We start from the raw sequence: 21,672 nt of genomic DNA on the forward strand, positions 1-21,672 counted from the left end.
TTAATATATATGAAAATTATATTTATGTTATATAAAAAAGCCTCCTCTTTAAAAGAGGAGACTTTACATGAGTTTATAGGAACATCATACCTGCGACTGCTGCGTTTAAGAAGTTCGCTAGTGTACCAGCGATAACTGCTTTAATCCCTAATTGTGCAATTTGTTTACGGCGAGTAGGAGCTAACGTTCCTGTTACACCTAATTGAATTGCGATAGAAGAGAAGTTTGCAAAACCACAGATTGCAAATGTTAAAATCATATTTGTTTTTGCAGAGAACTCTGCCATGTGTGGTCCTAAGTTTGCGTATGCAACGAATTCGTTGATTGCAAGTTTTTGACCGATAAAGCTTGCTGCTTGGATAGCTTCACCTGGAGAAACCCCGATTAAGATTGCAAATGGTGATAATAAGTAACCGAAGATTAAATCAAGGCTAAGTTTAATATCGAACCAAGAACCAACCCATCCTAATAAGCCATTTAATAAAGCGATTAATGCAATGAAGGCCATTAGCATTGCAGCTACGTTAATAACAAGTTGTATACCTTCAGATGCACCGCGTGCAGCTGCATCGATAACGTTTGCGTCTTCACGCTCTGTTGAAAGTTGAACATTATTATCTACTTTTTCTGTTTCTGGCATAATTAGTTTTGCAATTAATAAACTTGATGGAGCTGCCATAATTGCTGCTGCTAATAAATGTTCTAATGGAATTCCCATTGCTGCATATCCGACAAGAACTGATCCGGCAACAGCTGTCATACCACTTACCATAATAGTGAAGAATTCACTGTTAGTTAAACGTGCTAAGTATGGTTTAATTAAAATTGGTGCTTCTGTTTGTCCTAAAAATACAGTTGTTACTGCATTTAAGCTTTCTGCCTTAGAAGTTCCAAGAAGTTTACTTAATGCACCACCAACGATACTAACAAATTTCTGCATAATACCTAAGTAATATAAGATTGCAACTAATGAACTAATAAATACAATTGGAAGTAGTGCTTGAATAACGAAAACAAATCCCCAAGGGCCTTTTGCGTTGACTAAATCCCCAGCAACGAACCTAATTCCCTCGTAAGAAAAATTAATTAATCCTTGAACGCCATCAGCAGCAACTTTTAAGCCTGCTTTTCCAGCATCCCATCGTAATACGATAAATGAAAATGTCATTTGTAATGCTAGCGCGATTAAAATTGTGCGCCAATTAATAGCTTTGCGGTTGGAAGATAGTAAGAAAGCAATTGCTAATACTCCAATCACGCCGCCAATTCCCCATAAAACATTCATGCAGTGTATGCTCCTTCCTCATAGTAAAAAAGTGTATAAACCAGTTGTCTATACTTTTGCGAATATAACATCTTAAGTAACTTATCATAATGGACATCGGAGGTCAAACGTCTAACGAAAAGTTTAAATAAAAAGAAAATTCTTTGAAAAAACACATATAAAATGAATAGACATGAAATATGTTATGTTTTTTGTTGAAATATATTCATTATGATAACGTTTTGGACAATTTTTATAGAATATAGTGTATGAAATAGGAGAATGAACGCATAATTTTTTCGTAGAGAGAATGAAAGGGGATTACTATGTTGAGTCTTTTAAAAAGAGCCTTCTAGTAAACTAGAAGGCTCTGAAACTATAAATTAAGGTGCTTTCGTATACCCTAAGAAATGGCTTTTCCAATAAGAATTGTTTAATGAAGCGATTGCTACACCTTTATCTCCAGATTGGATGAATGATCCCCCGCCAAGGTAGATACCCATGTGAGAAGGACCTGCTTTATAAGTATCTTTGAAATAAATTAAGTCTCCAGGTTGTGGACTTGAAGTTTGTGGTAAGCTGCTCCAATATCCAGCAACACTTTGGCGGCTAATGTTATGACCAAATTTCTTAAATACGTGGTAGATGTAACCACTGCAGTCAACACCATTAGCAGAAGTACCGCCCCAAACGTATGGTACGCCTTGCATAGATTTCGCGTATGCAAGTAGAGAAGAACTGTCACCGCTATTATTAGTGTTATTATTGTTGTTATTGTTTTGATTGTTATTTTGGTTGTCGTTAGGCTTATTATCTACTGCGCCGCCAACTGGTGTTTTAGATAGGAAACGTGTTCCGATGTAACCAGTTTGACCGTTGTAGTTAATTTTGCTCCATCCAGAGTTTTCAGAGATTACTTGAACCTTCTGTCCTTGTGGAAGTGCGCCTATGATTCTATAATTTGTACCTTCGCCGCTACGTACATTTAGTGCAGAAGCATTAATGTAGTAGTCGCCAATTGCACCTTGATCAGGTTGTTTCGGTTGTTCAGGAGTAGCAGTGCCACCTTTAACGAATTTTACAAATTCGCTACTAACATAGCCTGTTTTTCCTTGGTAGCTTACTTTAAACCAGCCGTTTTCAGATCCAACTACGTTTAATGTTGTACCATTTAACACGCCGCCAATTACACTATGGTAAGCAGCAGGGCCTGTACGAACACGTAGAGATGTTGCGTTAACAACGTAAGTACCGCCAGTTTGAACAGTTCCATTATTATTTTGCTCTTGGTTGTTACCTTGAGTGACGTTTTCGTTAGAACCGCCTTTTGTTACGTAGTCTTTGCTTAAGTAAGCTGTTTGTCCTGCGTAATTGATTTTGAACCAATCTTGAACTTCGCCTACAACTTGTACTACTTGTCCTTGTTTAACAGAACCTACAGTTGGATGAGAAGTGCTAGGACCTGTACGAACGCGAAGGGAAGATACATTTACTGTATAGTTTCCACTTGCTGGTTGAACAGTTGTTTCATTGTTATTGTTGTTATTGCTTGTAGAGCCAGTATTTGAAGAAGTGCCTGATACAAATTGGCTACTAACATAACCAGTTTGTCCGTTATGGTTGATTTTCACCCAACCATTTTCTTCTCCAATTACGTTTAAAGTTTGTCCTTCATATACACGTCCTGAAACAGAACTAGAAGTGTTAGGAGCTGTACGTACACGTAATACATCAGCAGTAACTTTATTGTTTCCACCTGTACTTACATTGTTATTTGTTTTTGCACCATTTTTTGATACAAATTCGCCACTAACATAGCCTGTTTGACCGTTATGGTTAATTTTGAACCAACCATTTTCTTCTCCAATTACGTTTAATGACTGACCATTATAAACGCGAGAGATGATGTCGTGAGAAGTACTTGATCCTGTACGAACATGTAGTACGCTAGCATTCACCGTATATGATGAACTGTTTGATGCGGAAGCTTGGACAGTTTGTGTAGCAGCTTTTTGTGTATTTTGTTCAGGGGCAGCTTGAACACTATCAAGTGTAGGGGCTGCTCCTCCTGCTACAGACACTGCCGCAAGACCGGCAAGGTATTTTTTCATAATTTGTCGATTCCTTTCTGTCTGTAATGTAGTGAAGAAATATTTACCAACTGTTAAAAATTCTAAAGAGCATGTCGATTACTGTCAAGACTTATGTGGTAATCTGAATATGACAAAAAGGTTACAAAAAAAAATCAAGGTATAAACCTGCACCTTGATGTCCATTTAAATACATATATTTGATGTGGAAAATGAGAAGATTATTCGTATTTAGGAAGATGTGCTGTTGGATTTTAAAAGGCTTTGAGAAAATGACCTTTGTAGTAATTTGGTGATAGGGCCAACTTGACCATCTTGAATCGCAGTTCCATCGAGATGGGTCATCGGTAAAATTTCAATAGTCGTTCCCGTAAAGAAGCATTCATCTGCTTGATAAACATCGCGAACGCTGAAAAGCTCTTCCTGTACAGGAAGTTGAAGAGTGTTAGCTAAAGAAAGGACGTACTGACGAATAATGCCGTTTAAAATAAGGTGATTGGCTGGATGCGTATACAGTGTTCCGTTTTTTATGAGAAAGAAGTTAGAGTGGCTACCTTCAGTTACAATACCATTTCGTACGAGAAGTGCTTCTTTACAACCTTTGCGTTCAGCTTTCGTATAAGCTAATACATTTGGTAATAAATTTAGCGATTTAATATCACAGCGGAGCCAGCGTGTATCAGGTTCTGATATAGCACGTACACCGTATTCAATCCATAAAGATGGTCTTTCTTTTTTTGAAATATAAGCATAGATTGTCGGAGATGTGTCATATGAAAATGCATGTGCTCGAGCTTGTACACCACGAGATACTTGTAAGTAAATTGTTCCGTCTTCGTGGAAATTATTGTTTTCAATTAATTTGTAGAGTAAGATGATAAGTTCGGCTTTTGAGAAAGGAAGTGATAATTCTATTTCTTCAAGGGATCGATATAATCTTGTTAAATGTGGGTCTAATAAGTGAAAGTTTCCGTTATAAAGGCGAATAACTTCATAGACGCCATCGCCAAATTGTAAACCTCTTTCTTCAAGTTCTATGTACGCGCGATGTTTTGTTGTATCAATAACTGCATCATTCCATAGTACAAATCTTTCGTATGCCAATTTTCGTCCCATCCTTTCGTTAGTACATGAATAAAAATCACTATAGTAATTTTTATGTAAGCAATTCTATACATATGACGTATATGTATTTTGTAAATCACAGAGAAGTGGTGGTGATTTATCCCGCATTAACTGCCCGTAAACGCCCGATTGGTGAGGGCGAATAATTAGTGGGAATGAACAAACCCCCCGCTGATTAAAGTTTCACTTTATAGCATTTTGTATATACAAATTCGGAAATGAGAAATAAGAATCCTGCTTTTTGAAAAAAAAAGCAACATTCGTATGGAATGCTGCACAAGGAGGGTAGCTATCTTTCATAGGGACATCGTCTTTAAAGGTTTCATTTATGCAAACAAAACACTTGGAAAGACAATTATAAGAAAGTTGAAAACAAATGATGAACATATTTCTTTAAGGGATCTTATTGAAGATGAGAGATAAGAAATATGTAGAACCTTGTTTACATATTTTATTATAAAGATGTTTCGTTAATGTGGTGTAAATATTAGGTGAAGGTTATGTAATTTTAAAGTTAATGTATAGAAGAATGTGTAGAGAGGAAAATAAAAAAGAGGCTGAGGTTACTCAGCGCTCTTCTTTTCTTCTTTAATAACCGTTTTTACTTCACCAGTTTTGATCTTATTGCTTTCAGAGAAGCGAAGTAAGTCGCCTTCAATGATTTTGTCAGACATGTGCAATTCATTTTGTGCACGATCAATAAGTGGTTGAGCTTCTTCTTTCGGTAATTGTACAACTTCACCTGTGTTACGATCGTAGAATGTACTGTTTGTGTACATGTACTTATCTGTAATGAAGCTACCGTCACGAAGAACAACGAATCCTTTATTGTCTGGTGAGAATACATCATGACCGAATTGGATTTGATTCGAAGAATCTACACCAAGTAGGTTTAGAATTGTTGGTTTAATGTCAATTTCACCAGTTGGTTTTGAAATTGTTTTACCCTCTTTTTGACCTGGAACGTGAATAAACATCGGTGTTTTTTGTAAGTTCATATGGTCAAATGTAGTGATTTCTTCTTTTCCTAAGAACTGTGCCATTGCACGGTTATGATTCTCAGAAATACCATAATGGTCACCGTAGAATACGATAACAGAGTTGTCGTAAATACCTTCAGCTTTTAGACGCTCAATAAAGTGCTTCATTGCTTCGTCTAAGTAGCGAGCTGTTACCATATAGCGGTCAAATACTCCATCACCAGAATTGTACTCGTCGATTAATTTCGTACTGTCATCATAAGTGAATGGGTAATGATTTGTTAAAGTAAGGAAGCGAGTATAGAACGGCTGCTTCACTTGTTTTAACATATCGATAGACTGATCGAAGTATTCGATATCCTTTAGTCCCCAGTTTAATTTTGTTTCTGGCGTAATCTTGTAGTCAAGTTCGTTGTAGTAACGATCATAACCAAGTGCCGGATACATAATATTACGGTTCCAGAATGTTGCGTTGTTTGCGTGGAATACTGATGTGTGATACCCTTGCTCACGCAAAATTTCTGGAGTTGCTGTATATTCGTTGTTACCGTGTGTGAAGAATACAGCACCACGGTCTAGTGGATATAACGAAGTATCTACTAAGAATTCAGCATCAGATGTTTTACCTTGCCCAGTTTGATGGAAGAAGTTATCGAAGTAATAACTTTCTTTCGCAAATTGGTTTAGGAATGGTGTAACTTCTTGTCCATTAACTTGCGCACCAATTAAGAATGTTTGTAATGATTCAAGAGAGACAACAATTACGTTTTTCCCTTTTGCAGTACCATACATATTTGGATCTGGTTTACTTTGTGTTGTTTTCACATAGTTTTCTGCTTCTTGTAATTTACTACTATCAGCAAACGCTTTTTGTGAACTTGATTTTGCTTGTAGGCCAAGATCGTATGCTTGGTGTACATATAATCCTAAGTTTTTAACAAGCATAACGCGGTCGAATGAACGTGTTAATAGTTCTGGACGCTCAGCTTCTGCAAATCCTAGGTTTACGCAGAAAATAGCAACTGTTGACACGAAGTATAGAGAACGCATCGGACGTGCTACACGCTCTGTCGGTGCAAAATTTTTCTTCTTCTTCAATAGAACGAAGAATACGATAATATCCGCAAATGCAAGGATGATTTTGAAGTTAAATAATTCTTTCACACTAGAACCTAAACTTCCGAAATTAGACGTTTGTCCTAGTACTGGTAAAGTAACGAAGTCATTGTAGAATCCGTAGAACATTACGTTACCAACAAGAATGAACGTTAAGATAAAGTTAATTCCTAGTGCTATATAGTTACGTTTTTTCCCTTTTGCAAATAATGCAAGACCCACAAACAGTAATGATGCTGCTAATGGACTAATGAATAAAATGAATTCTTGCATGAAAGATTCAAGTTTTAAATCGAAGCTAGTGCGTGTAATGATGTAGGATTTTAGCCATACGGCCAAAGCTACGAATAAAGTGAAACGCACATTTTGAAATTGTGATTTCATGGTTTCTTTCATTCATTTCCACCCTTTCTCTATCAGGCTTGGTCGATTTTGGAGCGAAAAATGCTAAAATAAAAAATACATAGTTTTCTTGGCCATAATTAGAGTTTCTATATTCACCCATATACGACTTTAACTATGCATACCCTTTTTGGTTTCTTGTGCTGCTCATAAGCATAACGTCATTTCTGTATTATACAACAAAATTCATTTCTGAGAAACACTATAACATTTTACATTTTTTGTATGTGATTTGTCACTACCAGAGAAAACTTTAACATTCGTTTATATGCCCGTCAACTAGAAAATATAACAAAAATAGAAAAGAATGTTAAGCGGAATTGAAAGTTTTTTGGTTGAGAAATATGGAATAGAAATCTTTAAGTGGTTGTCTAGAAAACTATTATATGAAGGAAAATATGAAAAAATTAACGAACACTTGTTCTTTTTGGTTTTGTTTGTTACAATGAAATTTCATTGATAGATTATGTGTAATTTTGATGAACTTTTACTGATAACATAACATATTGTAGCTTATTTCTTTTGAAAATAGGGAGGCTTTTGAATGAAACAAAAATTTTCAGTTGAAGCGTTTTGGAAGAAAATAAAACATGTTGCGAAGCAGGCAGGGCAGTCGGTAATCTATGCGAGTTTATTGTTGTTTTACGTGTTGCAAAGACCGGATGTTCCAAAACGAGTGAAAATTATTGTAATCGGAGCACTTGCTTATTTCATTGCACCGATTGATGCCATTCCAGATTTCATTGCTGGAGTCGGTTATACGGATGATTTAGGTGCGTTAATGGCCGCACTATTACAAGCATCGATATACGTAAATGAAGATGTGAAAGATAAGGCACGAGTGAAGTTGGCAGAATGGTTTGGTTCGGATATAGACACATCATTTATCGATCAAAAATTAGATCAATAGGTGAGAACTGTCATAGGATGACAGGGCGAACGTAAGCGAGGAAGTGCATTATGCCATCAGGAAGAACGCATACGAAAATAAACTTAATATCCCTTCCGGTTGTTTTGTTTATGCTCTTTTCGTATGGATTAACAAGTTTTGATTTTTTATTAACTTTTGCAATTGGCTTTTTAGTAGGTACTTCATTTCTAACACCGGATTTAGATACGTACAGTAATGCGTATAATAAATGGGGATTCCTCCGTATTTTTTGGTATCCATATAGGAGCGTAATGCCCCATCGTTCCTTCTTCACACATACGATTATAATTGGTGATATTATTCGTATTGCATACATGTTAATCGTGTTTTCTCCGTTTTTATTCCTATTAAATATAATCGCATTCGGTGGAAATTTAATAGAAATTGCGAAGGAACACGAGGTTGAAATTGTAACGTTTGTAATGGGGATTGTTGTGGCGAGTACGCTCCACATTATAGCGGATAAAGCGAATACGCGCCGAAAGAAAATGATGAGAAAAAAGAAGAAACGCAGAAGATAAAAAAACCGTCCCAAAAGGTATTTTGGGACGGTTTTTTCTTATTAATAGGTAGGTTATTCTTGTCGTATTTTGTAGTTAAGTCGATATTCCTTGTCGAATCGCCGATAAAATTTCATTTACGATCATGCGACATTAATTTTTGGACAGTTTCTTTTTAATCAAACGTTTGTTTAAAACTAAGCTTTCAGTATCTTAATACCTTTCACGATATTCCAAATGAAGTAGTATAAGCTAATGATTCCGCAAATGCATAAGACGATGATTGCTCCAATTCCAAGTGTTACGTCTGGTTGATCAGATCCGATGCCCATAATTCCTAAAATAACTAATCCAATAAATGTTGCGATACTTGGAACGATATGTGTCCACAGAGCACGTTTTGCATGTGGTTTCGTTTCAGAATCGCCCACAATCCACACGATAATAGGGAATAAGATAGGCGCAAATAATACACTAAAGTATGATAAAGCTGCTAATATTTTGTTTCCGTTCATATATATCACCTCATAAGTAATGTTCGTTGTTATACCTTTAGTATGCAGTAGATTTGGCGAGCTTCCTATCGATTAACATTACAAGAACGTGACGCTTTTGTAAGATTTCCTTTTTAAATGATAAAATTTTCAAAAAAATCTTTTTAAATGAAAATTGTTGTGATAAAATTATTGAAAACGTTTTCTTAAACGTTTTATATTTTTTAGACTCAAAGGTATGATGACCTGGTAGTCTATTGATAAGGTTATATCTTATTTAAAAGGGGATTCTTTAGGGGGAGAGAACAATGAACACATGGACACAAGTTTACGATCCGTTCGGTAACATTTGGATTTCGGCAGCAGTCGCACTTATTCCAATCATCTTTTTTTTCTTAGCTTTAGCAGTTTTCCGCATGAAGGGGTATGTGGCAGGATTTATTACAGTTGTATTAACGATTTTGGTGGCGTTATTTGCGTATAAAATGCCATTCGCAATGGCAATGGCAGCGACCGGATACGGTTTCTTATACGGATTATGGCCAATTGCGTGGATTATCATTATGTCAGTATTTTTATATAAAATTTCTGTGAAAACAGGTCAATTTGATGTCATTCGTGCATCTGTATTATCCATTACGAATGACCATCGTTTACTCGTTATTTTAATCGGATTTTCATTTGGAGCATTTTTGGAAGGGGCAGCAGGATTTGGTGCACCAGTAGCGATTACGGCAGCGCTTCTGGCAGGCCTTGGGCTAAATCCTTTATATGCAGCAGGTCTTTGTTTAATCGCAAATACTGCACCAGTAGCGTTCGGAGCGATGGGGATTCCGATTACAGTTGCTGGACAAGTAACAGGCATTGATCCGCATAAAATTGGACAAATGGCTGGGCATCAATTACCGTTCTTATCTTTATTTGTTCCGTTCTTTATCGTATTTTTAATGGATGGCTTTAAAGGAGTAAAACAAACGTGGCCTGCTTTATTTGTAGCGGGTAGTTCATTTGCAATTACACAGTTTATTACAGCGACGTTTTTAGGACCAGAACTTCCGGATATTACGTCAGCGCTTGTAAGTTTAGTAAGTTTATCGCTATTCTTAAAAGTTTGGCAGCCGAAAGAAATTTATCAAACTAAGCAAGCGAATAGTGAAGTAGCCGCGGCGACGACAACGACATCTATGCCGAAACTAACGGTAGGAAAAGTAGTAAAAGCGTGGTCTCCGTTCATTATTTTGACTGTGATGGTAGTCATCTGGAGCCAGAGTTTCTTTAAAGCGTTATTCGCCCCGGGCGGCGCTTTAGAAAGTCTCGTATTTAAATTTGAAGTTCCAAGCTTGCACAATTTAGTAATGAAAGCAGAGCCTATTGTAAATAAACCAACACCTTATGAAGCAATCTTGAAATTAGATGTTTTATCAGCGACTGGAACAGCAATTTTAATTGCTTGTATCATTTCTATCTTTATTTTGAAAATGAGTGCAAAAGATGCAGTAGCAACATTTAAAGAAACGTTAAATGAACTAAAAATGCCAATTCTATCTATTGGATTCGTATTAGGATTCGCATTTATCGCAAACTATTCTGGTCTATCTTCTACATTAGCGTTAGCACTTGCAGGAACTGGCGGACTATTCCCGTTCTTCTCACCATTCTTAGGATGGATTGGCGTATTCTTAACAGGATCAGATACGTCAGCGAACGCACTGTTCTCGAATTTACAAGCAATTACAGCGCAGCAAGTCGGTGTATCTGAAGTACTTCTCGTTGCAGCAAATACAACGGGCGGTGTAACAGGTAAAATGATTTCTCCGCAATCAATTGCGATTGCTTGTGCGGCAGTTGGACTTGCTGGGAAAGAGTCAGATTTGTTCCGCTTTACATTGAAGCATAGTTTATTCTTCGTTACTATTGTTGGGATTATGACGTATGTGCAGGCTTATTATTTAACTTGGATGATTCCGTAAACAACAAAAGAAATAAACTTTGCATTTTTCAGATTATAGTGTATGATGGGAAAGTATTGAAAATTAAATCAGTGATAAACTAGGGGTGCCTAACGTATGCGTAGGCTGAGAGAGAAGCGTGTGAACTTCTTAACCCTTTGGACCTGATCTGGCTCGTACCAGCGTAGGGAAGTTAACGGCTTTACATAATTATGTCTTTATGAGCCAGGTCCTTATTCTTTTATGGACCTGGCTCTTTTTATTTTGGCATGCGCTGGCCATATCTTGTCCTTGTCACGAACAGGGGGGGCAACAAAGGTTATGAAACAGTCTGTTTCAGCTGAGCAAATTGAATTGAAATCGAGTTTACCAGGAAGTAAGAAAGTGTATGTGGATGGAACACGTGAAGGTATGAAAGTACCAATGCGCGAGATTGAACAAAGCGATACGAACGGTGTTCAAAATCCGCCAATCCGTGTGTATGATACGAGTGGACCTTATACAGATCCAGAGTATAAAGTGGAGCTGGAAAAAGGGTTGCAGGCGCCGCGCCACTCTTGGACTGTGGGGCGTGGTGATGTAGAAGCATACGAAGGGCGCGAAGTGAAACCAGAGGATGACGGTGTGAAAGTGGCTTCAAAACATACACCTGTTTTCCCGCAAATGGATCGTAAGCCGCTTAGAGCGAAGCAAGGTGCAAATGTTTCGCAAATGCATTATGCGCGTAATGGCATTATTACGTCTGAGATGGAATATGTTGCGATTCGTGAAGGGGTAGAGCCTGAATTTGTTCGTAAGGAGATTGCAGAAGGTCGTGCGATTTTGCCGGCGAACATTAACCATCCTGAAGCGGAACCGATGATAATTGGACGTAATTTTCACGTGAAGGTAAATGCAAATATCGGAAACTCTGCTGTATCGTCTTCTATTGCAGAAGAAGTAGAGAAGATGACGTGGGCGACTCGCTGGGGTGCAGATACGATTATGGATTTATCTACAGGTAAAAACATTCATACAACACGTGAGTGGATTATTCGTAATGCTCCGGTACCAGTTGGAACTGTGCCAATTTATCAAGCGCTTGAAAAGGTAAACGGAATTGCAGAGGATTTAACGTGGGAAGTGTATCGTGATACGTTAATTGAGCAGGCGGAGCAAGGCGTTGATTACTTCACGATTCACGCTGGTGTATTACTTCGTTACATTCCAATTACTGCAAAGCGTATGACAGGTATTGTTTCGCGTGGTGGTTCGATTATGGCACAGTGGTGTTTATTCCATCATAAAGAAAACTTCCTATATACTCACTTTGAAGAGATTTGTGAAATTATGAAGCAGTACGATGTTTCGTTCTCTCTTGGAGATGGATTACGTCCAGGTTCTATTGCAGATGCAAATGACGAAGCGCAGTTTTCTGAGCTTGAAACACTTGGTGAATTAACAAAAATCGCTTGGAAACATGATGTGCAAGTTATGATTGAAGGACCTGGGCATGTACCGATGCATTTAATTAAAGAAAATATGGAGAAAGAACTTGATATTTGTCAGGGTGCGCCGTTCTATACACTTGGGCCGTTAACGACAGATATTGCACCAGGTTATGATCATATTACTTCAGCGATTGGTGCTGCGATGATCGGCTGGTTTGGAACGGCGATGCTTTGTTATGTAACACCGAAAGAACATTTAGGTTTACCGAACAAAGATGATGTTCGCGAAGGGGTTATTACGTACAAAATCGCTGCGCATGCAGCCGATCTTGCGAAAGGGCATAAAACGGCTCATCAGCGTGATGATGCACTTTCAAAAGCACGATTTGAATTCCGTTGGCGCGACCAATTTAATTTATCTTTAGATCCTGAACGCGCGATGGAGTACCATGATGAAACGTTGCCAGCAGAAGGGGCGAAAACAGCGCATTTCTGTTCAATGTGTGGCCCAAAGTTTTGTAGTATGAGAATTTCACATGATATTCGTGAATATGCGAAAGAAAATGACTTAGAAACGACAGAAGCAATTGAAAAAGGAATGAAAGAGAAAGCGGTAGAATTCAAAGAAACTGGTAGTCACTTATATCAATAACACGTCACACCTCTTTACTTGATTGATCACACTGTACCTAACTTAAATATAGAAGAAGCCCCCTTTGCTAAGACGGTAGCAAAGGGGGCTTCTGTCGTCTATAAGGCGAAGAATAATTGTACCCAGTAGTATAAGAGGAATAATGTGACGACTGTTGTGAGTGGGATTACGATGAGAGATACGCTTAAATAATCTTTCCATTTCACTTTAATTTTGTTTTGTCTTAAGATATACATCCAAATGAGGGAAGCTAGTGTACCGATTGGTAATAATAGTGAACCGATGTCACTACCGATGATATTTGCGAGGTAGATCGTTTTTAATGTGACTGGATCTAGTCCCATTTCTGTTAATGTGATTGTACCAATCATAAGTGCAGGGTGGTTATTGAAGACGTTAGAGAGGAGGGAAACGAGTCCGCCCATTGCAAAGCTGGCATAGAGTAGATGCTGACTTACAACTGGTTCGAGCCAATGGACAAGCGCCGCTGTTAATCCTGCGTTATGAAGCCCGTAAATAATTACGTACATAGAGAAGGCGAAAATTAAAATGTGCCACGGTGTCTTTTTCAAAATATCGACTGGGTTTGTTCGTAAGTAGTACCATCTCCAGATGAGAAGAACGAGTGAACCGAGTACGGCAACAATTTCGATTGGAATCGATAAGAAGGATGCAACGAATAGAAGGCAGCGCATAAGGAAGACGAAGCCTAATACTTTTAACATGAATTTCGTACGTTTTTGTTTCGTATTAACAGAATTTTGTCCTTTTAACGGATGGAAGTTTTTCGTGAAGAAAATTTCTTCAATATCATATGAAGAAACAGGTAATCTTTCTGGTAGCTTTTTCTTTAAAACTGTATACATAAGCCATGACATAAACAGTAGTCCTAATGTTGCAGGTACAAACATCATAGCAGTATGCATATAAAGAGTCATATGGACGATGTTTAATGCGATTAAGTTTACGATATTACTTACACCGATTGGTGCACTAGATGCAGTGGCAATTAGAGCGCCACTTAATAAATAAGGGATTTGTTGATGAGGTTTTAATTGAAGATTTTTCAGAAGAAGGATTAAAATTGGAGTTGTAATTAAAATACTACCGTCATTATTAAATAAAAGAGTCATAAGAAAACATAGTAATTGAATGTACCAGTATAGGCGGTGTCCGGAACCTTTCGCTAAATTTGCGAGTTTTGCTGCGGACCAGTGGAAGAAGCCGAAGCTTTCTAATATAACTGCCATAACGATGGTCGCTAATATCGTTATGGAGGCGCCTCCAATTTTACTTATAATGTCTATGACGTCTGGTTTTGATACAAGTCCAGTAATGAGGATAATGCCGGCGCCGACTGCTGCCGGCCACGCCTCATTTATACCACGAGGGCGCCAAAAGATAACAATCATCGTTAAGAAGAATACAATAATAGTAATCCATATTTCAATGCTCATATTTAACCTACCTTTCTATTTTCCCTTGAACAAATGTAGCTTGTCTCAAGTTTATATAGCATTATATTCAAAAGAAAATAAGAAGAACTAGGCATCTACCTGAATCTAGTGAATATGTGTATTTTGAGCAATAAGGCAAGTATAAGTAGTAGTGTAATAACTATTAGGAGAGGAGTCTAATAAATGAGGGGCATTCAATGTGTGAATGCCCCTCATTTACTATTTTTCCTTTAAAAATGTTCGATCTTTTAAGAATAAATTCCAGAAGAAAATAAATCCTGGTAGTAAAATTGCAATCCCGATTGCGTAAAGAATAAGAAGTGCATAGAATGTTTCGACCGTCGTAAAGCTTGTAAATACAGTTACGTCCGGGTAAATGATATAAGGTAAATGGGCGACGCCGTAAGCGTAGCTTGCAAATGCATATTGAGCGACGACAGCTAAAACTGCAATGCGAGGAAAGCCTAGTGTGCCATATTTCTTATTTGTCCACCAAAGGGAAGAGTATCCGATAACAAATAAAATGATAGAGACTGTAAACCATGGGAATTGCTTTATGAGTCCTTGCATAAGCCAGTGTGTTTCAGGGTCCATTACAACGAGAGCGATAATAGCAGTCACGAGCGTTGCAGGACCAAGTATGATGGCATTTCTTCTATAAATTCGGTACGTATCTTCAGAACCTTGTTCCCTAGCAAAATCAGTAAGAAAGAGAGATGATAGAAATAGTTCCGAAGTTAGTCCGAAGAGCATATAACAATAAATAACGGGACTAGAAAGAAGTTTTCCATAAAGGAGCACTTCTTTTCCTTCAGACATCGTAATATAGGCACCTTCTGTAACTGGCAGAACGGTAATTAATAGAGCTGGGATTAAGAGCCCAGTAATACCTGAAATAATCCGAAGAAGGTGTTGGTATTTTGGCAGGGAGTAAGCAAATACCATAAAAGTACTACGAATCGCAACGAGTACTAAAATTAACATAACTGGTACAAACATAACGGTTGCAAGGGTAAAGGCCGCTTTTGGGAAGAAACCGAGAAAAGCAACGACGACAAAGACAAGAAACGTATTTGTTACTTCCCAAGTTGGTGATAAGTACCGATTAGCAAGCTTGGCAGCAAGTGTCGGGTGTTTAGCGTATACCATGCCCCAAAAACCAGCTCCAAAATCAATAGAACCTAGTATGCTATATACGAAAATAAGAGCCCATAAGATGATGATTGCAATGCTTTCCTCATGCACGAGAATCGCCTCCTTCGTGATGTAAATCATTCTTTAATGGATGTTTCTTAAAGAATGTCCGTAGTACAAAGACTGTTAAAATACCGAGTCCGATATATAAAATGATGAATAAAACAAATAAAGGACCGACGAAATCAGCGCGCGTAGAAGCATCTACCGTGCGTTGCATGCCATAAATTGTCCATGGCTGACGACCACTACAACTAAAAATCCATCCGAATTCAATACCGAGCAACATAACGGGTCCACAGGCGGCAGCTCCCCAAAGAAGCCACTTCGGTAACTCTACTCCTTTTTTTCGGTAAACAAAGTACCAATATAAGAGGGCAATAGCTGCAACTGCAAAGGTAAAGGCAGCGGTGCCAACCATTAAATTGAACAGTGTATGTGTGTAAAATGGTGGCCATGTTTCTTGCGGGAATTCCTTTAGACCTTTTACAACGGTGTTAGGGTCTAGTCCCACTAATAAGCTAAGCATGTTCGGAATTTCAAGGGCATAGTTTAGTTCAAGTGTGTTAGGGTCCACAACCCCGCCAATCGATAAAGGCGCGTGTGATGTCGTTTCAAACAAAGCTTCAGCAGATGCTAGTTTTTCAGGTGAATGTTTATGTAAGGCAATAGCAGATTCGTGTCCTGAAAGCCACATCGTAGCACCTGTGATAAATGTAACGACAAGCCCTAACAGTAATCCTTTTTTATGGTAAGCAATTTCACGAGCGCTTAAATTTTTCTTTAATAATTTAAATCCAGCGATAGAAGCGATAACAGCAGCTCCAGTTGTATAGGCCGTAATAACGACGTGGAATGCACTTGTGCCAAAGCTCGGATTAAAGAAAGCTTTCCACGGATCAACGTTAAAGACTGAGCCATCTGGATTCATTGAAAAGCCCGCAGGTGTATTCATCCATGTGTTTGCCGATGTAATAAGCACGGCGGATGCAGTGGCGCCAATCATAACGAAAAATAGCGAGATTAATCTCATAACTGGAGGGAGTTTATCAGCCGCATATACGTAAATAGACATGAATAAAGCCTCTAAAAAGAAGGCGAAAATCTCAATTTGAAACGGAACGGAAATAACTTGCCCAACAATTTTGGCGAAACCAGGCCAAAGAAGTGAAATTTGTACACCAACAATTGTTCCAGTTGGAATTGCTACACCGAGAAGGATAGCAAAAGCCTTTGTCCATCTTTTTGCCATAATGGCATAGTCGGAATCTTTCTTCCAGTGATAGAGTATTTCACTTATAAAAATCATTAAAGAAAGCCCGACTCCAAGCGTTGCAAAGATAATGTGGAATGCTAATGAAGAACCAAAAAATGCCCTTGCTAATGTTACGGTATCCATATGTATACTCCTCTTCTTTTTGCCATTATTTTCTGATTTAATTGGAAAATTTATTCAAAAAACTACCAAAAATATATATGTATTTAAAAAATGAGTACGATAATTTAATGTTTAAATATTCTAAAGAAAAAGAAATTGATATTTGGTAATATTTTATTTGTTTTTTAGGGCTGAATCTTTTATAATCTTTTATGCGAACGTAAGTTCTGTTTCCGGGATGAAGAAGTTTATGTGAAATGGAGAGGGTGTTTTATGTATCCTGAAGTCATTAAAAAGATGGCATTTTCAAGAGGGCATAGAGATTTATTATTAAAGTTGTATAATAAAGAAATTACGCGTCGTGAATATGATCGACTTGTGGAATCGCTATATAGACCTTCTAAAGAGGCTTGCGAAGGATAAGGTGGGAGAGACAATCTAAAGGATTGTCTTTTTTATATTTGCGTATGTTCTGGTAAAATTAAGGTTAGCCTTAAAAGGAGGTGAAAAGCTTGCGAAAACGTTTATATATAGGGATTGGGGTTATTCTCTTAATCGCTTTAGGTGGAGTTGTATTTTGGTCAGCTTTACAAGGAAATCGTACCGAGCATTTTATTTTACGACATATGGTGAATGAAAATGGAACACTTGCAACGTATCGCTTAGAGGATACAAAGGTAGGTAAGGGTGAAGCGAAGGGCCGTGAAGCTTTATCAGAATCTGCAGGGTTATGGCTACAATATACACTTGATAAAGATGATCAAGCTTTATTTGATGAACAAGTGAAGGTTATTCAAAATAACTTTGTACACAAGGATCGCATCGTTATATGGAAAATCTCTGAAAAGGGAGAAATGCAGTCAGCTACTAATGCACTTATCGATGATCTTCGTATTATAGAACAATTATATCGTGCTTATGAAATGTACAAGGAAGATCGCTATAAAAACCTTGCAGATCAATTGAGTGATTCTGTACTTCGTTATAATAAAAAAGGTAATTATTACGTTGATTATTACGATGCAGATACAGGGAAACAAAATAACTTTGCAACAACATCTTACATAAATCCGCATGCATTCTCTTATATGAAAAAGTATGGAAAAATTTCTGCACAGCAGTATCAGGAAGTTGTTCAGTTTTTAGCGGATTATCCAAGGCAGGGCTGGGCATTCCCGAAAGAGTATAAAGATGATGGGACATTTACGTACGATAAAGAAGTGAATCTTATTGATCAATCATACGTTGCTTATCATCGTAGTTTAGGCGGTCTTTCATCAGATGCTTATTTGGAATTTATAAAGAAGAAATTTCGCGAAGACGAAAAGTTATATGGTCGTTATAACTTAGAAACGGGAAAACAAGCTGTGAACTATGAATCACCAGCATCTTACGGATTAACAATTTTGTACGTACTACAAACAGGTGATACAAAGTTTGCGAAGGAATTGTATGAGCGGATGAATACATTCCGAAATGATAATGTATTTAGTAGATATTATGGTGGATATGTAACAGGTGAGAATAATAATACACATATTTTCGATAACGTATTGCCGCTTTTAGCGGAAATGGAATTGGATAAGAGTAAAAAATAGAAGGTGCCACCCTATGGGGATGGTACCTTTTATTTGTGTCGTTATTTGTTTGTAAAGCGATATAATTTTACGCCCTAATATTGGAGAAGTAATCAATCACGAATTCACGAAATTGCTGGGCGGTGTTTGATAAATAGCGCTTCTTCGACCAACTTAAGCCGATAGTTCGTTCGCAATTAGGTTCAATGATACGTAACTTATTTGATGCTAAAGTAGAGTTTTTTAATAAAGTTAAACTTGGGACAAAGGCGATGCCAAGACCTTGCTTAATGAGATCGCTAATCACGGTTGGTTCATCTACTTCAAAAGCGATATGTGGAGTGAAACCAGCTTTTTTACAAAATTCATCTGTTAAGTGCCGAAATCCGTAACCAGTGTTCATACTAATAAACGATTCGTCTTTTACTTCATGCAAATAGATACTTTCGCGGTTTGATAACCGATGTCCTGAAGGAACAGCTAAGAAAATTTCTTCTGTGATAAGTGGTTCCCAAACCATTTCCTCGCCTTCAATTGGTACAGAGGAGATACAAAAATCAATTTCCATATTATCTAGTTGCCGTTTCATAGAAGGAGTAGATGCGAGAAATTGTTGGAATCGAACGTTAGGGTGTTCTAGTAAAAAAGAACCGAGTAACTCGGGTAGTATTCTTGGAATAGAAACTGCAAGTGTAATAGAGCCTTGTTGTAATTCAGCTAAATCTTTAATTTCGCGTTCCCCTTCACTTAATTCATGAAAAATGCGTTCTACTCGTTTTAAAAATACTTTGCCGAAAGAGTTTAATGTAATCTGTCGACCTTGGCGATCAAATAAGGGGACGCCTAAGTCCTTTTCTAGTCTAGCGATTGTTTTACTGAGTGAAGGCTGCGCGATATGCAATTCTTCAGCTGCTTTTGTCATATGTTCTAGTCGTGCGACTGTCTGAAAGTATTTTAATTGAAGAAGTTCCACTTCGAATCTCCTTTCTATAGACCAAAAGGAATGAATTGATAATTAAAGATGTATTATACAGTATGGAAAGTGACGTGTATAGTAAATCTGTTAAACCATTCGAAGGGTGTTAAATTAGGAGAAGGAGTATGTTTCATGAAGGGAATTCAACTTATATTTAAAGATTGGAAGGCGATGTGGAACCATAAACATGGACGTATCGCTTTAATTTTTTTATTAATCGTTCCTTTAATTTATTCAGGATTCTTCTTAGCTGGATATTGGGATCCGTACGGAAAATTAGATAAATTACCTGTTGCAGTTGTTAATTTAGATAAGGGTGCTGTGATGGATGAAAAAACAATCCAGGCTGGAGACGATTTTGTTGAAAATTTAAAAGAGAATAAGGAATTGGCGTTTCATTTCGTATCAGAAAAAGATGCTGATGAAGGGCTAAAAGAAGATAAGTATTATATGGTGGTTACGATTCCGGAGGAGTTCTCTAAAAAGGTAAGTACACTAATGGATGAGAAACCAGAGCCGGCGAGGCTGCAGTACAAAGTAAATCCAGGGAAAAACTTTGTAGCAGCTCAAATTGGAACGACAGCTGTTGAAAATATGAAAACAAAAATTTCAAATAGTATTACGAAATCTTATACAGAAGGTGTCTTTTCAAAGTTTCAAGATTTGGCACAAGGGTTGGGTGATGCAAGAAATGGCGCTGAGAAGTTGCACGAAGGAACGACGGATGCGAAAAATGGGGCGAATCAGCTTGCAGATGGTATTCATCGTTTAAATGATGGAACAGTGAAGTTAAAAGAAGGAAGTGATAAGCTTGCCTCTAGTCAATCGGCCTTAACTGGGGGAGCAAATGAGCTTAGTCAAGGAGCGACATCACTTCATAATGGTATGGAGCTGCTAGCACAAGGTGAGAAGTCTTTACAATCAGGAGTTAGTGAATTAAGTGCTGGTACAAATGAATGGGTGAACGGAAGTGAGAAACTTGCTGAAGGGCAAGTGAAAGCGGACAATGCAGCAAATAGTGTAAAACAACAATTAGAAGAGTACGTGAAAAGTCATCCAGAAGTGCAGCAAGATCCTGCTTTTCAAAAGATCATTGCTACTTCTAACGGATTAGCTAAAGCAACAAACACTTTAAATAATAGCCAACAACAATTGACACAAGGTGCGCGGAAGCTTACTGATGGTCAGCATAAGATTGAGGAAGGCATGAATACATTCGGAGTTAAGTTAAACGAAGCTACCGCTGGAACGAAAAAGATAGCAGATGGTACTTCGAATTTAGCTGATGGATTTACGAAGTGGGGAAATGGATTTACATCATTACAAGAAGGTGTAAATCACCTTGCGAGTGGCGGAACAGAGCTGAATCATGGTGCTGATAAGTTAACGAACGGACTTGTTAAACTTGACGATGGTACGAAAGAACTTTCTACGAAATTGGGAGAGGGCGCAGAGAAGATAGCGGATGTTCGCAATGATGATGCACGCAATACGATGTTCTCAGAGCCGGTTCAATTAGTGAAGTCGACAGTTTCTGATGTGCCTAACTACGGTTCAGGTATTGCACCATACTTTTTATCACTGGCATTTTATGTTGGCGGAATTATGGCATCGAATATTTTACCTCTTGGCCGTAGACAAAATATGAAGGTAAGCGGAACAGTACATTTTATTAATAAACTAGGATTGGTATATTTAATTGGACTTATTCAAGCATTACTTGTGGATGTGGCTGTGCTAGGAGTTATGAAATTAGAAGTTGCAAGTGTGCCACTCTTTGTTTTATCAAGTATCGTTATTTCCTTTACGTTCATGACATTTATTCTTATGCTAGTAACGGTATTTGGTCTTGTTGGAAAGTTCTTAGCAGTAACGCTTCTCGTCCTGCAATTAGCGGCGAGCGGGGGGACTTTCCCAGGAGAATTAAATATAGCTGTTCTTAGCAAAATTGGACAGTTTCTCCCAATGTCCCATTCTCTTAGAGGATTACAAGATGTTATCTCTTTAGGAGATTGGTCACAATTAAAAATGCAAATTTTAATATTGTTATGCTATCTCGTTGTTGCTGGCGGAATTGCTTGGATTACGAGTCATATACAACATAGGGAAACGAATGCAGAACAAGTTTCTTAAAATGAAAGAAGCTATCCGTTTTTT

At 37.7% G+C, this 21,672-nt stretch carries 16 protein-coding genes and 1 riboswitch; of the genes, 7 read left to right on the forward strand and 9 right to left on the reverse strand.

Translation table 11 applies throughout. The annotated features are described in order from the left end of the window. Positions 1 to 73: 73 nt before the first annotated feature. The 4 genes from ABH955_RS18745 to ABH955_RS18760 all read right to left on the reverse strand — a co-directional run bounded on the left by ABH955_RS18745 (position 74) and on the right by ABH955_RS18760 (position 6,971). Positions 74 to 1,285, reverse strand: coding sequence for a NupC/NupG family nucleoside CNT transporter (locus ABH955_RS18745; RefSeq protein WP_002016182.1), 1,212 nt, complete (start codon positions 1,283 to 1,285; stop codon positions 74 to 76). A 362-nt stretch (positions 1,286 to 1,647) separates the two neighbouring features. After that, complete coding sequence (locus ABH955_RS18750; protein ID WP_404491467.1) at positions 1,648 to 3,375, reverse strand: C40 family peptidase; 1,728 nt, start codon at positions 3,373 to 3,375, stop codon at positions 1,648 to 1,650. A gap of 210 nt (positions 3,376 to 3,585) precedes the next feature. Beyond that, the gene (locus tag ABH955_RS18755; protein ID WP_080220993.1) at positions 3,586 to 4,470 is read right to left on the reverse strand and encodes a D-amino-acid transaminase; all 885 of its coding nucleotides are present in this window, start codon (positions 4,468 to 4,470) and stop codon (positions 3,586 to 3,588) included. A 572-nt stretch (positions 4,471 to 5,042) separates the two neighbouring features. Further along, the gene (locus tag ABH955_RS18760) at positions 5,043 to 6,971 is read right to left on the reverse strand and encodes an LTA synthase family protein (protein WP_404454655.1); all 1,929 of its coding nucleotides are present in this window, start codon (positions 6,969 to 6,971) and stop codon (positions 5,043 to 5,045) included. A 550-nt stretch (positions 6,972 to 7,521) separates the two neighbouring features. Between ABH955_RS18760 and ABH955_RS18765 the strand changes: the two genes are divergently transcribed. Both ABH955_RS18765 and ABH955_RS18770 read left to right on the forward strand, forming a co-directional pair. Next, positions 7,522 to 7,887, forward strand: coding sequence for a YkvA family protein (locus ABH955_RS18765; RefSeq protein ID WP_002016186.1), 366 nt, complete (start codon positions 7,522 to 7,524; stop codon positions 7,885 to 7,887). Between the two features lie 50 nt (positions 7,888 to 7,937). Then, positions 7,938 to 8,429 carry a metal-binding protein gene (locus ABH955_RS18770; protein WP_002089644.1) on the forward strand — a complete coding sequence of 164 codons (492 nt, stop codon included), beginning with the start codon at positions 7,938 to 7,940 and terminating at the stop codon, positions 8,427 to 8,429. Between the two features lie 176 nt (positions 8,430 to 8,605). On the opposite strand, the gene ABH955_RS18775 is transcribed toward ABH955_RS18770, so the two are convergent. Then, positions 8,606 to 8,923, reverse strand: coding sequence for a magnetosome magnetite crystal formation protein family (locus ABH955_RS18775; protein ID WP_404442191.1), 318 nt, complete (start codon positions 8,921 to 8,923; stop codon positions 8,606 to 8,608). A gap of 287 nt (positions 8,924 to 9,210) precedes the next feature. On the opposite strand from ABH955_RS18775, the gene lldP reads away from it, so the two are divergent. Beyond that, the gene (gene lldP / locus ABH955_RS18780) at positions 9,211 to 10,872 is read left to right on the forward strand and encodes an L-lactate permease (RefSeq protein ID WP_404491469.1); all 1,662 of its coding nucleotides are present in this window, start codon (positions 9,211 to 9,213) and stop codon (positions 10,870 to 10,872) included. Positions 10,873 to 10,943: 71 nt separating this feature from the next. After that, positions 10,944 to 11,059, forward strand: a riboswitch (TPP riboswitch). A 113-nt stretch (positions 11,060 to 11,172) separates the two neighbouring features. After that, positions 11,173 to 12,933: a phosphomethylpyrimidine synthase ThiC gene (gene thiC, locus ABH955_RS18785; protein WP_242310176.1), complete on the forward strand. Its 1,761-nt coding sequence runs from the start codon at positions 11,173 to 11,175 to the stop codon at positions 12,931 to 12,933. A gap of 98 nt (positions 12,934 to 13,031) precedes the next feature. Here thiC and ABH955_RS18790 read toward each other — a convergent pair whose 3' ends face one another. The 3 genes from ABH955_RS18790 to cydA all read right to left on the reverse strand — a co-directional run bounded on the left by ABH955_RS18790 (position 13,032) and on the right by cydA (position 16,983). Continuing rightward, the gene (locus tag ABH955_RS18790; RefSeq protein ID WP_113936238.1) at positions 13,032 to 14,390 is read right to left on the reverse strand and encodes an arsenic transporter; all 1,359 of its coding nucleotides are present in this window, start codon (positions 14,388 to 14,390) and stop codon (positions 13,032 to 13,034) included. A 219-nt stretch (positions 14,391 to 14,609) separates the two neighbouring features. Beyond that, a complete protein-coding gene (locus ABH955_RS18795) occupies positions 14,610 to 15,635 on the reverse strand; it encodes a cytochrome d ubiquinol oxidase subunit II (protein ID WP_404491471.1) in 1,026 nt (341 codons plus the stop codon). Next, positions 15,628 to 16,983: a cytochrome ubiquinol oxidase subunit I gene (gene cydA / locus ABH955_RS18800; protein WP_002034780.1), complete on the reverse strand. Its 1,356-nt coding sequence runs from the start codon at positions 16,981 to 16,983 to the stop codon at positions 15,628 to 15,630. The genes ABH955_RS18795 and cydA overlap by 8 nt, the downstream gene beginning before the upstream one ends. A gap of 252 nt (positions 16,984 to 17,235) precedes the next feature. On the opposite strand from cydA, the gene ABH955_RS18805 reads away from it, so the two are divergent. Together ABH955_RS18805 and ABH955_RS18810 are read left to right on the forward strand one after the other, a co-directional pair. Continuing rightward, complete coding sequence (locus ABH955_RS18805) at positions 17,236 to 17,385, forward strand: hypothetical protein (RefSeq protein WP_404491473.1); 150 nt, start codon at positions 17,236 to 17,238, stop codon at positions 17,383 to 17,385. Between the two features lie 89 nt (positions 17,386 to 17,474). Next, the gene (locus tag ABH955_RS18810) at positions 17,475 to 18,560 is read left to right on the forward strand and encodes a transcriptional regulator (RefSeq protein ID WP_404491475.1); all 1,086 of its coding nucleotides are present in this window, start codon (positions 17,475 to 17,477) and stop codon (positions 18,558 to 18,560) included. 67 nt (positions 18,561 to 18,627) lie between these two features. On the opposite strand, the gene ABH955_RS18815 is transcribed toward ABH955_RS18810, so the two are convergent. Beyond that, positions 18,628 to 19,512 (reverse strand): LysR family transcriptional regulator, encoded by an 885-nt coding sequence (locus tag ABH955_RS18815; RefSeq protein WP_002129960.1) that lies wholly within the window; start codon positions 19,510 to 19,512, stop codon positions 18,628 to 18,630. Between the two features lie 135 nt (positions 19,513 to 19,647). Here ABH955_RS18815 and ABH955_RS18820 point away from each other — a divergent pair, with 135 nt between their 5' ends. Continuing rightward, positions 19,648 to 21,648: a YhgE/Pip family protein gene (locus tag ABH955_RS18820; RefSeq protein WP_404491477.1), complete on the forward strand. Its 2,001-nt coding sequence runs from the start codon at positions 19,648 to 19,650 to the stop codon at positions 21,646 to 21,648. Positions 21,649 to 21,672: the final 24 nt, after the last annotated feature.

It is taken from the genome of Bacillus sp. RC240, assembly GCF_044907945.1.
GTDB classification, from domain to species: domain Bacteria; phylum Bacillota; class Bacilli; order Bacillales; family Bacillaceae_G; genus Bacillus_A; species Bacillus_A mycoides.